The sequence below is a fragment of the Pseudomonas sp. NBRC 111138 genome, assembly GCF_001320835.1.
GTDB classification, from domain to species: Bacteria; Pseudomonadota; Gammaproteobacteria; order Pseudomonadales; family Pseudomonadaceae; genus Aquipseudomonas; species Aquipseudomonas paracarnis.
Window position 1 is genome coordinate 25,873 of record NZ_BCBO01000157.1, and the last position, 13,974, is coordinate 39,846.

At 59.7% G+C, this 13,974-nt stretch carries 13 protein-coding genes; 4 read left to right on the forward strand and 9 right to left on the reverse strand.

Translation table 11 applies throughout. The features are described from left to right. Positions 1 to 12 precede the first annotated feature (12 nt). The 4 genes from APH41_RS25785 to APH41_RS25800 are packed head-to-tail and all read right to left on the reverse strand — an operon-like array spanning position 13 to position 2,604. Positions 13 to 1,326: a sensor histidine kinase gene (locus tag APH41_RS25785; protein WP_054922295.1), complete on the reverse strand. Its 1,314-nt coding sequence runs from the start codon at positions 1,324 to 1,326 to the stop codon at positions 13 to 15. Next, the gene (locus APH41_RS25790) at positions 1,323 to 1,991 is read right to left on the reverse strand and encodes a response regulator transcription factor (protein ID WP_034125807.1); all 669 of its coding nucleotides are present in this window, start codon (positions 1,989 to 1,991) and stop codon (positions 1,323 to 1,325) included. The genes APH41_RS25785 and APH41_RS25790 overlap by 4 nt, the downstream gene beginning before the upstream one ends. Beyond that, positions 1,991 to 2,302 (reverse strand): PepSY domain-containing protein, encoded by a 312-nt coding sequence (locus APH41_RS25795; protein WP_003190266.1) that lies wholly within the window; start codon positions 2,300 to 2,302, stop codon positions 1,991 to 1,993. The genes APH41_RS25790 and APH41_RS25795 overlap by 1 nt, the downstream gene beginning before the upstream one ends. Beyond that, the gene (locus APH41_RS25800; protein ID WP_034125808.1) at positions 2,302 to 2,604 is read right to left on the reverse strand and encodes a PepSY domain-containing protein; all 303 of its coding nucleotides are present in this window, start codon (positions 2,602 to 2,604) and stop codon (positions 2,302 to 2,304) included. Before APH41_RS25800 ends, APH41_RS25795 begins: the two co-directional genes overlap by 1 nt. 158 nt (positions 2,605 to 2,762) lie before the next feature. On the opposite strand from APH41_RS25800, the gene APH41_RS25805 reads away from it, so the two are divergent. The 4 genes from APH41_RS25805 (at position 2,763) to codA (ending at position 7,185) form a co-directional block, all read left to right on the forward strand. Continuing rightward, complete coding sequence (locus APH41_RS25805; RefSeq protein WP_054922297.1) at positions 2,763 to 3,842, forward strand: hypothetical protein; 1,080 nt, start codon at positions 2,763 to 2,765, stop codon at positions 3,840 to 3,842. Between the two features lie 97 nt (positions 3,843 to 3,939). Beyond that, positions 3,940 to 4,296 carry a 6-carboxytetrahydropterin synthase QueD gene (queD, locus tag APH41_RS25810; RefSeq protein WP_003190259.1) on the forward strand — a complete coding sequence of 119 codons (357 nt, stop codon included), beginning with the start codon at positions 3,940 to 3,942 and terminating at the stop codon, positions 4,294 to 4,296. Positions 4,297 to 4,630: 334 nt separating this feature from the next. Then, entirely contained in the window at positions 4,631 to 5,899 is a 1,269-nt protein-coding gene (gene codB, locus APH41_RS25815) for a cytosine permease (protein ID WP_054922300.1), read from the forward strand. Positions 5,900 to 5,949: 50 nt separating this feature from the next. Then, positions 5,950 to 7,185 carry a cytosine deaminase gene (gene codA / locus APH41_RS25820; RefSeq protein WP_054922302.1) on the forward strand — a complete coding sequence of 412 codons (1,236 nt, stop codon included), beginning with the start codon at positions 5,950 to 5,952 and terminating at the stop codon, positions 7,183 to 7,185. A 9-nt stretch (positions 7,186 to 7,194) separates the two neighbouring features. Here the strand turns inward: codA and APH41_RS25825 are convergent, their stop codons facing one another. The 5 genes from APH41_RS25825 to APH41_RS25845 all read right to left on the reverse strand — a co-directional run. After that, positions 7,195 to 9,345, reverse strand: a complete 2,151-nt coding sequence (locus tag APH41_RS25825; RefSeq protein ID WP_054922305.1) for a lipase family protein — start codon at positions 9,343 to 9,345, stop codon at positions 7,195 to 7,197. 13 nt (positions 9,346 to 9,358) lie between these two features. After that, positions 9,359 to 10,138 carry a hypothetical protein gene (locus tag APH41_RS29525; RefSeq protein ID WP_371262642.1) on the reverse strand — a complete coding sequence of 260 codons (780 nt, stop codon included), beginning with the start codon at positions 10,136 to 10,138 and terminating at the stop codon, positions 9,359 to 9,361. Next, on the reverse strand, positions 10,131 to 10,967 hold the full coding sequence (locus tag APH41_RS25835) for a DUF4123 domain-containing protein (RefSeq protein WP_054922307.1): 837 nt from the start codon (positions 10,965 to 10,967) through the stop codon (positions 10,131 to 10,133). Before APH41_RS25835 ends, APH41_RS29525 begins: the two co-directional genes overlap by 8 nt. Further along, positions 10,967 to 12,862, reverse strand: a complete 1,896-nt coding sequence (gene tssI / locus APH41_RS25840) for a type VI secretion system tip protein TssI/VgrG (protein ID WP_054922309.1) — start codon at positions 12,860 to 12,862, stop codon at positions 10,967 to 10,969. The genes APH41_RS25835 and tssI overlap by 1 nt, the downstream gene beginning before the upstream one ends. A 285-nt stretch (positions 12,863 to 13,147) precedes the next feature. Further along, positions 13,148 to 13,974, reverse strand: an 827-nt coding sequence (locus APH41_RS25845; protein ID WP_054922312.1) for a diaminopimelate epimerase, incomplete at its 5' end; no start/stop codon positions are given.

The window sequence follows — 13,974 nt, forward strand, 5'->3', positions numbered from 1 at the left end:
GGTGTGCCAGTGTCAGCGGCGTGGCAACTGGATCAATACCTTGAGCCCACCCAGCTCGCTCTCTTGCAGTTGCAACACCCCATCCCACACCTCAACGATGTCCCGCACGATCCCCAAACCCAGGCCATGGCCAACCCTTTGCTCATCCAGGCGTGCGCCACGGCTGAATACTTGGTCGCGCTGGGCCTCGGGAATGCCGGGGCCGTCGTCTTCCACCGCCAGCCGATAGCCCTGGGGCGTCTCGCTGACGCTCAGGCGTACCTCGGCGTCCGCCCATTTACAGGCGTTGTCCAACAGATTGCCCAGCAGTTCCAGCAGGTCTTCACGGTCCCAGGGCAGTTGCAGGCCCGGCGCCACCTGATAGCTGAGGTCCAGGTGTTCGCCGTGGATCATGCGCAGGGTGGCCAGTAAACCGGGCAGCTCTTGTTCACAGTCAAACAACGCGCCCGGCAAGGCATCGCCCGCCAGGCGCGCACGGTTGAGTTCACGGTTGAGGCGCTGCTGCACCTGCTCCAATTGCTCGCGCAGCAACTGGCTCAGTTGCGGATGATCCTTGAGGGCGTCACTGGAGGCGGCGCTCAACAACACTGCCAGCGGGGTTTTCAGCGCATGCCCCAGGTTGCCAAGGGCGTTGCGGGAGCGCTTGAGGCTGTCTTCGGTGTGCGCCAACAGGTGGTTGATCTGCGCCACCAGGGGCTCCAGCTCAAGCGGCACTTGGGTGTCGAGTTGCGAGCGTTGGCCTTGTTGCAGTTGGGCGATCTGGTTGCGTGCGGTCTCCAGGGGGCGCAGGGCACGGCGCACGGTGACCCGTTGCAGGATCAGCACCAACAGCAGCGCCGCCAGCCCCATCACCAGGCCGACCTGGCGCATCAGGCGAAAGCTTTCGCGCACAGGCGTGTAGTCCTGGGCCACGCTGATGGAAATCGATTGGCCGAAGCGCTTGTAGTCTGAGCGCAGCACCAACAGTTGCTGGCCTTCGGGCCCCAGTTGCAGGTTGCCCTTGAGCCCCGCCACCGGGAGCCGGGGCAGTTCCTGGTCCCACAATGAACGGGAGCGCCAATGCACATCGGCAAAGTCGATACGAAAGTAATGCCCGGAAAACGGCCGCTGGTACGCCGGCGACAGGCGTTGCTCATCCAACTGCACGCCGTTGGGCCCACGCACCAGCGCCACCAGCAGATTTTCGCTGTCGTTGCGCAAGCCCGCTTCAAGGTAGCGTTGCAAACCCGCCTCGAACAACCACAGGCTGGTTTGCGCCAGCACCACGCCGACAATCACCATCACGCTGATCAACCCCAGGCTCAAGCGCCGCTGGATCGACCTCATGCCGGGGTGGCGCCGAAACGGTAGCCCTGGCCACGCCGGGTCTCGATCACGCTGCGGCCCAATTTGCGCCTTAGATGGTTGACGTGCACCTCCAGCACATTGGAGTCGCGCTCGGTCTCGCCGTCATACAAGTGTTCGGCCAGGTGGCTTTTGGACAGGATCTGTTCGGGATGCAGCATGAAATAGCGCAACAAACGAAACTCGGCAGCCGTCAGCTGGATCTCGGCGCCGTCACGTAGCACGCACTGGCGCCCTTCATCCAGATGCAGGCCGGCAGCTTGCAGGGTGGGCTGGTTCGTCTGGCCATGGGAGCGGCGCAGCAGCGACTGGATGCGCAGGTACAGCTCTTCGGGGTGAAAGGGTTTGCTCAGGTAATCATCGGCGCCGGCCTTGAGCCCTTCGATACGCTCGGCCCAGGAATCGCGGGCCGTGAGGATCAGCACTGGTATGGCCAACGAGGCGGCGCGCCATTGCGCCAGCACTTCAAGCCCGGGTAAACCGGGCAGGCCAAGGTCAAGGATGATCAAGTCATACGGCTCGCTGCGTCCTTGATACACGGCGTCGCGGCCATCGGCCAGCCAGTCGACCGCGTAGCCCTGGCGCTGCAGGCCGGCCATCAGTTCGTCGGCCAGGGGCACGTTGTCTTCCACCAGGAGCAGGCGCATCAGTCTTCCTCATCTTTGATCAGGTCGCCATTGGTGGCATCCAGCTTGATCTCGCGCACCACGCCCTCGGTGGTCACCAGTTCCACTTCATAGGCGTATTGCCCGTGTTTCTTTTCCAGTTCGGCTTCCAGCAGCCGTGAGCCGGGGTATCGCGCCATGGCCTGCTGCAACAGCTGTTCCAATGGCAGGATGACGCCTTGTTGGCGCAGGGCCAGGGCTTCGTCCTGATTGAGGTCGCGGGCCGCGAGGCTGGAACAAAACACCATGAGCACCAGCGCCACGCGACTGCCGACGCGTAAATTTACCTTCATTACGTATCCTGATGATTCTTGAGAACCTGCCCGGTGAGCGCGTTCAATTCAACGTCCCATTCAATGCCGTCTGCATCTCGTAGCTCGACTTCATAGACGTACTTGCCGTATTCCTCATCCAAATCGGTGTCCAGCAGCGTCGAACCAGGGTGAAGGGCCAGGGCCGTAGCTTCCAGTTGATCGAAAGCGACAATTGTAACAGTGGCCGGCACGATCAGTGGCTTGTCGGGGTCCACGGCGGCGGCCGGGGTCGCCGTAACGAGGATGATAGCGGCGGCGCCCAGGGCAGTGAGGCGCTTCATGATAAGTCTCCGTTACATGATGTTTTCCTACGCCGGCCACGGTACGCGCTGCAACTTAACTGAAACTGAATTGCCACCATGGCAATTCCAGTCGAGCCATTTTTCCCACTGCCTGCGAGATTTCCTATACTGCCCCGCTCGCCTCAACAGAGACCGGTATGACAGCCATCCATATCAAGTTCCCGGCCTTGACACTCAAGGCCGGTAAACGCGCCATCACCCGCATTCGCGAGCAGGGCCTTGCGCCTGCCGACGTCGGTATCCTCCCCGGGGCGGCTGGCGGCCCCAAGGCCCTGGGTATCCAAGGGCTCGACCTGGCGCTGTTCGGTGATTGGTTGCCCCGTGCGCCGCGCGAGCGTGCGCTGATCGGTGCGTCCATTGGCTCCTGGCGGTTTGCCAGCGCCTGCCTGCCCGACCCGGTGCAAGGTTTGCTCGACCTGGGCCGGCTGTACAACGAGCAGCGCTTTGCCAAAGGCGTGACCATGGCGCAAGTCAGCCAGAGCTGCCAACGCATGCTCGACGACCTGCTGGCCGGGCGCGATGCGCGGGTGCTGGACAACCCCGACTATCGGCTGAACATCATGGTGGTCAAGAGCCACGGCTTGCTCGCCGATGACCACCGTGGGCGGCTGGGGCTGGGCCTGTCGTCGGTGATTGCCGATAACCTGCGGGGCCGCGCACGGCTGTCGCGGCATTTCGAGCGGCTGATCATCCACGACCCGCGCCAGGCGCCCCCTGTACACCCCCTGAAGGATTTCCCCTCGCGCTTCCTCACCCTGGACGTGGGTAACCTGCGCCAGGCGTTGCTCGCGTCCGGCTCGATCCCCATGGTCATGCAAGGCGTGCGCGACCTGCCTGGGGCCGGGGCCGGCACCTACCGCGACGGCGGCCTGCTGGACTACCACCTCGACCTGCCCTACCACGGCGATGACATCGTGTTGTATCCGCATTTTACTGACCGGGTCATCCCCGGCTGGTTCGACAAGGGCCTGCCATGGCGGCGCAGCAACCAGCAAGGTTTGCAGGATGTATTACTGCTGGCGCCGTCCAGGGACTACCTGGCCCGCCTGCCCCACGGCAAGCTGCCAGACCGCAGCGACTTCAAGCGCTTTATGGGCGATGACCCTGGTCGCAACAAATATTGGCAAGCTGCCATGAGCGAGAGCCAACGGCTGGGGGATGAGTTTTTGGCATTGGCGGATAACGGCAAGCTCGGCGACCGTTTGCTAGCCCTTTGACCGCATGGGCGCCTGCGGCCGAGGGGCGGTATGCGCAGAGGTTGATCAAGCTGTTAAACTCGCCGCCTGCCAGACACCTGACCGAGCTGAAAACACTGTGGAAATCTTCAAGGAATTTACATTCGAATCCGCCCACCGCCTGCCCCACGTACCGGAAGGCCACAAATGCGGGCGCCTGCATGGGCATTCGTTCAAGGTGGCCATCCACCTGAGCGGCGACCTGGATCCCCATACCGGCTGGATTCGCGACTTCTCGGAGATCAAGGCGATTTTCAAGCCGCTCTATGAACGCCTCGACCACAACTACCTCAATGACATTCCCGGCCTTGAAAACCCCACCAGCGAAGTGCTGGCCAAGTGGATCTGGAATGAACTGAAACCCTTGTTGCCGGAACTCAGTGCGATCCGTATCCACGAGACCTGCACCAGTGGGTGCATTTATCGCGGCGAGTAAGTGATCGAGTGTTGAAAAGACCACCTGCGGGGAATGTCACTGTGGCGAGGGAGCTTGCTCCCTCGCCACAGGTCACTGTTTGTTCGCTCTAGCTCTTAATTGGCTGGCATTGCCAACTGTAGGTGTTTTTTTCGAAGCGGCGGGCTGATCCATTAGGAAAACCCGCACAGACGCCGATCGACTGAGCCAGTTTGGCTCACCGCTGCACTGCTTTTGCGCTGATTGGGAGGAGGCGGCCTTATAAAGGGCTTACTCCGTCAGCGCATACCTGCCTGCACCTGCATTGGCACGCAGGATGCACACGACCTGGGTCACCACTCAGGGAGCAGCCCCCATGACGCAACAAGACCCCGGCAACGACTACCCTCTCAGCGAAGTCCCCTTGCACGCGCGCAAGGGTCTGGCCTCTACGGCCATGGTGTTGCTGGGGTTCACCTTTTTTACCGCGACCATGTTCGCCGGCGGCAAGCTGGGGGTGGCGTTCAGCTTCATCGACATGCTCGGCGTCGTGGCCCTGGGTAACCTGTTGTTGGGTATCTACGCCGCAGGCTTGGGTTACATCGCGTTCAAGAGCGGCTTGAACTCGGTGTTGATGGGGCGTTTCTGCTTTGGCGAAGTGGGCAGCAAGCTCAGTGACTTGATCCTCGGTTTTACCCAGATCGGCTGGTATGCCTGGGGCACGGCCACGGCAGCAGTGGTATTGGGCAAGTATTTCCAATTGAGCCAGGGCAGTGTGCTGGGGCTGATGGTGGTATTTGGCTTACTGTTCTGCGCCACCGCCTACGTGGGGTATCGCGGCTTGGAAATCCTGTCCTACATCGCGGTGCCGGCCATGGGCATCCTGTTGATGCTGTCGATGTGGGTCGCCACCGTAAAGGTCGGCGGGCTGGAGGGGCTGCTGGCGGTGGTGCCCAGCGCTGAGCTGGACTTGTCCACCGCCATCACCCTGGTGTTCGGGACCTTTGTCAGCGGGGCAACCCAGGCCACCAACTGGACGCGGTTTTCGCGCTCGGCCAAGGTTGCGGTGCTGGCCAGCCTGATCGGCTTTTTTGTCGGCAATGGTTTGATGGTGCTGATCGGGGCCTATGGCGCCATCGTCTATCAGCAACCGGATGTAGTGGAAGTCTTGCTGCTGCAAGGTTTCGCCACGGCGGCGATGGCAATGTTGCTGCTCAATATCTGGAGCACCCAGGACAACACCATCTACAACTTCGCCGTCGCCGGTTGCAACCTGCTGCGTACCCAGCGTCGCAAGAGCGTGACCCTGGCCGGCGCGGTGATCGGCACCCTGCTCGCCTTGTTCGGCATGTACGACCTGTTGGTGCCGTACCTGATCCTGCTGGGCACGGTCATCCCGCCGATAGGAGGCGTGATCATGGCGGACTTCTTCTATCGCTATCGCGGCCAATATCCGCGCTTGGCAGAGGCTCACTTACCGGCATTCAATTGGCCAGGTCTGATCGCGTATGGGGTGGGCACCGTGGTCGCGTTCAACTCGCCGTGGGTCGCACCGTTGGTGGGAATTTTTGCCGCATCGCTGACCTATGTGCTGCTCAGCGCCATACTACGCGCCATGACCGCCTGGACATCGGTATCGCCCTGAGGATCTGGCGGCTGTCTGCCTGATTGTTTTTAGCCAAGAGGAACTTGCCCATGCACATCATCAATGCCCGCCTGCGCAACCGTGAAGGCCTGCATGATCTGCACCTGGAAAATGGCCGGATCGCCAGCATCACTGCGCAAACCGGAGCGCCCACACTGATGGCCGGCGACTTGGACGCCGCCGGCAACCTGGTCATACCGCCCTTTGTCGAGCCCCACATCCACCTCGACGCCACCCTCACCGCCGGCGAGCCGCGCTGGAACATGAGCGGTACGCTGTTTGAAGGCATCGAGTGCTGGGGCGAACGCAAGGCCACCATTACTCTGGAAGACACCAAGGCCCGGGCCAAAAAAACCATTCAGGCCCTCGCCGCCCATGGCATCCAGCATGTGCGCACCCATGTCGACGTCACCGACCCGGACCTCACCGCACTCAAGGCCCTGCTGGAGGTACGTGAAGAGAGCACGCACCTGATCGACCTGCAAATCGTCGCCTTCCCCCAGGAAGGCATCGAGTCCTTCCGCAATGGTCGTGAGTTGATGGAAGAAGCCATTCGCCTGGGTGCCGATGTGATCGGTGGCATCCCCCACTTCGAATACACCCGCGACCAAGGCGTGAGTTCGGTGAAGTTCCTCATGGATCTGGCCGAACGTACTGGCTGCCTGGTGGACGTGCACTGTGACGAAACCGACGACCCCCACTCACGCTTTCTCGAAGTCCTCGCGGAAGAAGCCCGCAGCCGCGACATGGGTGCCCGCGTGACCGCCAGCCATACCACCGCCATGGGTTCCTACGACAATGCTTACTGCGCCAAGCTGTTTCGCCTGCTAGGACACTCCGGCATCAGCTTTGTCTCGTGCCCCACCGAAAGCATCCACCTGCAGGGCCGCTTCGACAACTTCCCGAAACGCCGTGGTGTCACCCGTGTGAACGAACTGCTTGAGGCCGGCATGAACGTGTGTTTCGGCCAGGATTCCATCGTCGATCCCTGGTACCCGCTGGGTAACGGCAACATTCTGCGAGTACTGGAGGCCGGTCTGCACATCTGCCATATGCTCGGTTACCGCAATTTGCAAAACGCCCTGGACCTGGTCACCGATAACAGTGCCAAAGCCATGGCCCTGGGCGATCGTTATGGGTTGCAAGCAGGTCGCCCGGCCAACCTGCTGATCCTGTCGGCCGACAGCGACTACGAAGTCATACGTAGCCAGGGCCTGCCGTTGTACTCGATTCGCAACGGCAAGGTGCTGATGAAACGGCAACCGACACAGGTAGAGTTTATGTAACCGCGTGGGTTAGACGACTGAGTCGATGTCCAACGTTTGCACCCGTACCTGTTCATCGTGGGAAGGCGGCGGGACGCTGGTGAATTGGGCCGGCTCACGATTCTCGCGATGGCGGAACCAACGCTTGAGGCTCGCTTGCAGATGTGCAGAAGAGGCATGACTGCCGTAGACATCGCGGGCTTGCAGGCGACGCCAGCGCAGGCTTGCCAAGCGCTCTCGGCTGGTGTGCAAACGGTCGATCTCTGCGTTCAAGGCATCGGTAGGTTCATGGCTACGATCATTGGCAGGGCGCCGCAGAGCAAGTTCACGCCGCTTGGTCCGTAGTTGCTCGCGCATGTCTTCAAAGGCCCGGTCTAGCAGCTCGAATTCCCTCTGGGTCACCAACGAGCCCTCACTCTCCAGGGTTTGTTGCCAGCGGCGCAATGTCGCCCACGCCGCGGGGATGTAGCTGGTGGTCATGAAGTGCTGGTCGGCTTGAAACAGCTGCCTCAGCAAATTATCGCGGTCGGGCATGTCGCCCTGCAGTTGCAATGCGCGGTTGCAACCCGCTTCTTGGAGGGATTCACAGCCAGGCTTCCATAACACCGAAGAATGGCTGCCATCCGGGAGCGTGATCGGCATGAAATGATATTGCTCGCCATGATGTCGATAGGGGTTACCGCCCACGCGCACCAGCCCTGCGGCGAACAACAGGCCACCGGGTACGGGATTGCTGAATAGCGTGATGGCCCCGGGAATCCAGAGCTTGGCGGTGGTATTCATCCAGGGCGCCGGGACGCTGGGGACAGGGTCGTTGTGGTTGACGATGCGGTGGTGGACCAGGGAAGAGGCACCGGCGGTAAATTCAGAGTCGGCGGCGCGGGGGGCGCCGTAGGTGTAGAGAAGGACGTTGTAATGGGCATCCTGGGCTCGGCGCAGCCCTTCGGCCAACAGCAATGCAATGGCGCCTCCAAGGCTGTGGCCGCAAATTACGATGCGCTGGCCCACATGAAACTGATCAAGGTATTGCAATACGAAATCACGCATAGCCCGGTAGGCCTGGTAAAAACCACCGTGCGCTTTTCCAACGCCGTCGTCGAAAGACACCTGATGGGCGTCGGCGTCGCGTAATACGTCGGCACGGCTGACCGTTCCTCGCACAGAAATCAGGATGATCTGATCGTGGTGAGTGATGAAGGCCTGGGTATCAGTGCCAAATTTTTCATCATCGAAAAAGTGCAGACGTGCGGGATGCTCCTGCTCTTCGTTTCGTTCCGGGCGATTTTGGGGATACAACACGGGATCGAACGGCAGGATTTCGAAGCGTTGGGAGTAAGGAATATCTTCGTAGATCGGGTAAAAACGGTGTGATTGCTTCGGATCAATTCGCCAGGCTTCGTGATACACCGAAAGCTGTTCAGCGAATAAATTTCCAACGCTCGGATCCAACGGAAACCGGGCTTCGTCTAATGGTTTTTCGGCGGGGGCCTGTCCAAAATCGCAGTAACTCAACGCTGCAAACAATGCCAGTTGGTATAGGTTCAGGGCACAGAAGCCGTCTTCGGTGGATAAGATGGGGCGTAAGGCCCGTAGTGGTCGCACTTCCAGAACGGTGTGCTTGTTGGGGAACAGTACGATACCCACCAATGAAGGCTGAGGCGGGCCGAAGCCCAGATCGGCCAACATTTTCAGTGCATGGCGCTTGGGACGCAAAGCTGACGAAGCAGGTCGGGGCAAATGAGCGCTATGGCGTACCAAATCGCTTACTTCAACCTGATAAAACCCATCCGCTTCTTGGTAGGCAGGCCCCCCCTCAACGCGTCTGCCGCCAGCACTACCAAAAAAAGTTCGCTCAGCGCGAATTTGAAGTTCGGTGATAGGCAGTTTGTACGTTCGGCGCGTTCTTAGCTGGTAGTACGGCTCCTCAGTCCCGCTATACAAATCATCCAACATGAGAACAACAGGGCCGCAGTAGAAATCTTGCAGCCTGGCAAAACCCTCGCCATTCAATTTACCGACGTACTGTCTCCCTGAACTGTCATGGACCGAAAATGGCAGTCCGCCATAGGCTTTTCCATTGCCTGCCATATCGACCAAACGAAAACTTACCCAGTGCCCTTTCAATGCGCAAGCAGGCATTCGTTCACTGAAAAAAGCTTGCTTCCATGCATCCAGCTTCATGAATTCGTCCTTGTTACTTGCATGTTGGATAGACGTCGCATATGCGCCCGTCCGGCATTTTTATGGGTTTAAAGTCCGTGGTGTTACCTGCGCAATATGCAAAAAGGTCTTCGAAACTCTTGCCTCTGCATCGCCGCCATCCACCCGGCACAGCTACCCATCTATCATCAAAGGCAGGTAACTCATCCTCACTGACAGATAGCACCAGCCTCAGCTTTTTCCCCGGTAATTGCGGCCGTTGCGCCACGCCCCCTACCCGCGACTCTTGCAAGTTACCCATCGAATCCAATGAATTGCAGATCAGGAGTTTTCTAATCGCATGCAAAGGCCCTACGGTCCGAAAGTGCCACTTACATTGCCCAAGTATTTCCTGCACACCCGAGTCGGGCATCCCAGGTAGCTCGGCCTCCAAACGGTCTCGAATGGAAATACTCCCGAAATTCCCGCCCACATCCGTACTCCGTGTCCCCCACTTCGCATAGAAGTCAAATTCCACACTGCGCAGGACCAATGGACAACCGTCTACCGTTTCAGTCAGTGGCAACTCATAACTCACACTGCTCGCCACAGGCTTGTAGTCTGTAAAAAAGACTTTTCGCTCAGGTCTTTTGCCTCGCCGCCGAGGCAAGGTGCAGGTCTCACCCGTTGCGGGCCGGTAGTTCGCAGCCGTTTTAAGTTCAAATTGCGCCGGCAAATCCACCTCCAATGTAAAACGCTCCACCGTCCTCCCCGTACACCCCGAAAGCCACGCAGCCGCAACAACCAGCAACACCCACCCTATCCACCTATTCACCTTTCCCTACCTCCCTGTGCCACTGCTCCACCACTCGTTCAAAATGCTCCCCTGGCGCCTCGCCGGCCCTCGGCTGCCAATGGATAACACTGCTTCGGGTCGCCTCTGCCAAACGACGCACCACCAGAAATTCGAGCTTCTCCGGCTCCCGCCATTGCCAGGCGCGCGCCTGCGCCAGTACCTGGGCCAGCCAAATCCTTGGGTCTTGGAATTCGACCAATGCCGCCAGGTCTTCACTGTGTTCCGCCAACAGGTAACGCAGGATATTGGCGTTCAGGATGGCTTCGGCCTGGGGGTTGGGTGTATCGAGCCAAGGCGGAAGCCGAGGCGCTGGGTAATCGCCCGGTGCAGGGTTTTCGTGATGGCACCAACGACCTTCGTGCCAATAGCACACACTGATCAGCGGCCCGAGGTAGACCGGCCAATGCTCTTTGGCCAGATGGGCCAGGGCGCGAGCCAAGGTGCGGTTGTCGTGAATGCGGTAAAGCGCCTGCTGGCCCTCTGGCCCTATCAGCAGCCTTTCGCGCCAATGGCGCGCCACATCCGCCAAGTCGGTAGCCGACAAGCTCGCGAGCCACCCCCAGTTTGACTCGGGGCGTTGCAACAGATCAGCCAGGGCGGGTTCATTGATCTGCTCAAGCAAGAGGATGATCGGGCCAGAACCCGCCAGCTCCGCCGCGGCGGTGTCGCTATAGAGATTGCAATAGTGCGACGGGGCGCAACCTGCCAATAGAGGCTGGCGAGCCTCGTGGCCACCTTCCACTATCAGGCACAATCGGTGCCCGTTCTGCAGCTGTTGGGCCATCCAACGACGGGGCAAGCTGTCCATCAAGCCGCCCTCTGCGTGATATCGCACAGGCCTTCGCGACAGCGCTCGCACAGGGGGCAAAAGTCCGCGTCAAGTTGCCTGGCCAAGTCCATGACGACGCTTTGCACTGCCGACAACTGCGCGCCAGCGAACAAAGCCGGGCTCGCCGAACTGTTTGCGCCCGACGAACCGGCCTGGGTAAGGGGCCTGCTGCTTGAGATACTGCCCGCTTGCATCACCAAGTGTTCCCCGCCAGCCATCAAGCTCAGTTGCGCACCGGCCTCAATGACCAGGCTGGCACCCGCCTTGAGGTGAACCCGCTGCCCAGCTTCGAACACCAGGCTCTGGCCAACGCGAGTCAGGCTATCGCCCTCTACCTCCAGGCGACTGTCATGACCCACCCGTTGTTCCAAGTCACGCTGGGCGTGCAGGTAGATGAGCTCTTCGCCGCGTCGATCTTCAACGTGCAGCTCGTTAGCCCCTCCGCCATCCGGTGAGCTGCGGCTACGCAGCACGCTGCGTGTCTTGTGCTGCGGCAAGGGATAGGCTGGCAGGTGTGATGCATTGGGTAGGCAGCCCGTGACGAGAGGGTGGTCCGGGTCGCCCTCCAGAAAGCTCACCAGCACTTCCATGCCTACCCGTGGAATCACCATGGCACCAAACCCGTCCCCCGCCCAACCGGACGCCACGCGCAGCCAGCAACTGCTCGCCCCCTCGCGGTTGTCCACACGATCCCAATGAAAGCGCACCCTCACCCGACCATAGGCATCGCAATGCACGTCTTCGCCCGCAGGCCCGGTTACCGTCGCGGTCTGGCTGCCACTGATCGTTGGCCTGGGATGCTTGAGCGCCGGTCGATGCACTGCACGCCAGGGTGTCGCGGTGAATCGGTTGCGATAGCCCTGGAATCCACTGGCTTCAACCATCGACTCCTCCAACACCTGCGGCTGGTAACCCTCATGACGCACCGAAGTCAGCAGCCATAAATCGTTGCAGAGTGGGTCGGGGTGATCACATAGCTCAAGGAAGTGACCACTGCGCAATGCCGGCTGATCGCTCTTGCCCAACACCCTGTGGCGATCACGCTGGTGACGCTCCAGGCCGCGTCGCGCCAGCTGCGCGCCGCGCGCATGCCCCTTAAAACCGGCAGGGTAGGCATAGTCTTCCAAAGCTTGCGCCTGCAGGGCACCGGCCTCTTTTTGCAGGCGAAATGAAGGGTGCTCGAAGTCATAGTCACGACGTACAGTGCGCCGGCTGCGCGTCTCCAATCGCAGGTCGAAGCGCTGTACAACACGGCTCTGGAGCACCGGATCAGGCGACGAGCAATACCGCTGCACCGGCAACCGTCGAAATACTGTCTGGTCATCACCGAACACCAGCAGATGATTGTCCACGCTGTGACGAAAGTGATAGTGGATGCCCTCCTCTTCACACAGCCGCTGGATAAAATGCAGGTCGGACTCCCTGTACTGCACGCAAAACGCGCGTGGCGGATACACCACAGGCCCGAGTTCAAAGGCATAGGCGTCAGAGAAGATGCCGTGGTGTTCGAGGACCGTCGCAATGATCTGCGGTACGCTGCGCTGCTGGAAAATCCGCTGGTCGCAACGATGGGCAAGGGATGCCAGACGTGGAGCCAGCGTGATGTGATAACGGGTGAGTCGCGCACCGGGATCGTCCCGACCGATGGCGTAGACGTGCCCATGCAGGCCCTGCCCTGCTTCCCCGAAGTCCAGATAGGCGGGTTTATGAAGCAATGCCTCCAGGTCAAGAGAAGGATCTTCGCTGACTAACTGCACCTGTATGAAGTAAGGTTGATCGAGGGCTTCGCTGCCTTTGAACGCTACTACCTGAAGATCTGTATTTATTTCTGAAAGGATCAATTTGAAACATGACGAAAGAAACTTGTTAACCATCCTTTGTTACCCGCCATCAACTTTTCGATTGAACGACTCTCTTTCGCCAACGCCAACTGGATTGGAAAAAAAGCACCTGAACATGCTCAAGCTTAGCGATTTCAGGCGATTTTCGGCCCGCACCGAATAAAAAAGAAGTTTCGTACAACGAGGATGGAAGTGTCTTTTTACAAAATATTAATACTTCCCATAACAAACAGAAAACGCGGACTGTTGCTTGTCTATTTACAACTAAGCTTTAAGGAAACGACTGACACTAATTCAAGGCGCCTGCTGTTCCGAGGTCTAAATAGTTAGTCGCGCCGTCCCGAAAAGACTCACACTCAGCACATTTCCAGACTCGGTCTGCAATCGCACTGGCGCCGTGCCACCCGGCATCACCACCGTTACGTCGTCACCCTCAATCCAACCCGCGCGCCATGCCGCGCATGCTACTGCACTGGCGCTGGTCCCCGAAGACGCCGTAGGCCCCTCTCCTCGCTCAAATACGCGCGCGATGACTCGATTGCCAGCGTCTCGAGCAACCCATTGCAGGTTGACCCCGCCAACACAGAGTTGCCCGCACCCTGCCGGCGGTGCAAAAGCGATGGCCCTCAACCGATTGAAAAGTGCCAACTGGTGCATCGTGTCATTACCCGGCAACGCCGACACATCCTCAACCAGCGTCACACAATGAGGGTTGCCTATCCGGACAAATTGGCTGTTTCCCCATTGCGCATTGATCGACGCCAATGCCGCCACGCGGCTGAATTCATGATGTGCCGCGACCACAGGGCTCACACCGACCGCCCCCACCGCCAAGGGGCCAAACTCGGGCCTGCCCAACGCCAGCCAGAAGCCTGGCACCTGTTCATACTTCGCCGGCTCGACACAGGTGATCACGGGCGATACCGCATCCGGCTTGTCGTGATACACCCGCAACTCGCTACCGTGCACCATTAACCCCTGGTCGGTTAACGCCTGGGCAAAAATGGTCAGGCCATTACCACTGCGTTCGGCGAGAGAACTGTCGGTATTGATGATCAGCAGATCAAACGGTGGCCGTGCTTGAAATGGCCCGACTAACAAACCATCACAGCGATACGCCTTTGCACCGGCCGGTGGTGGTAATG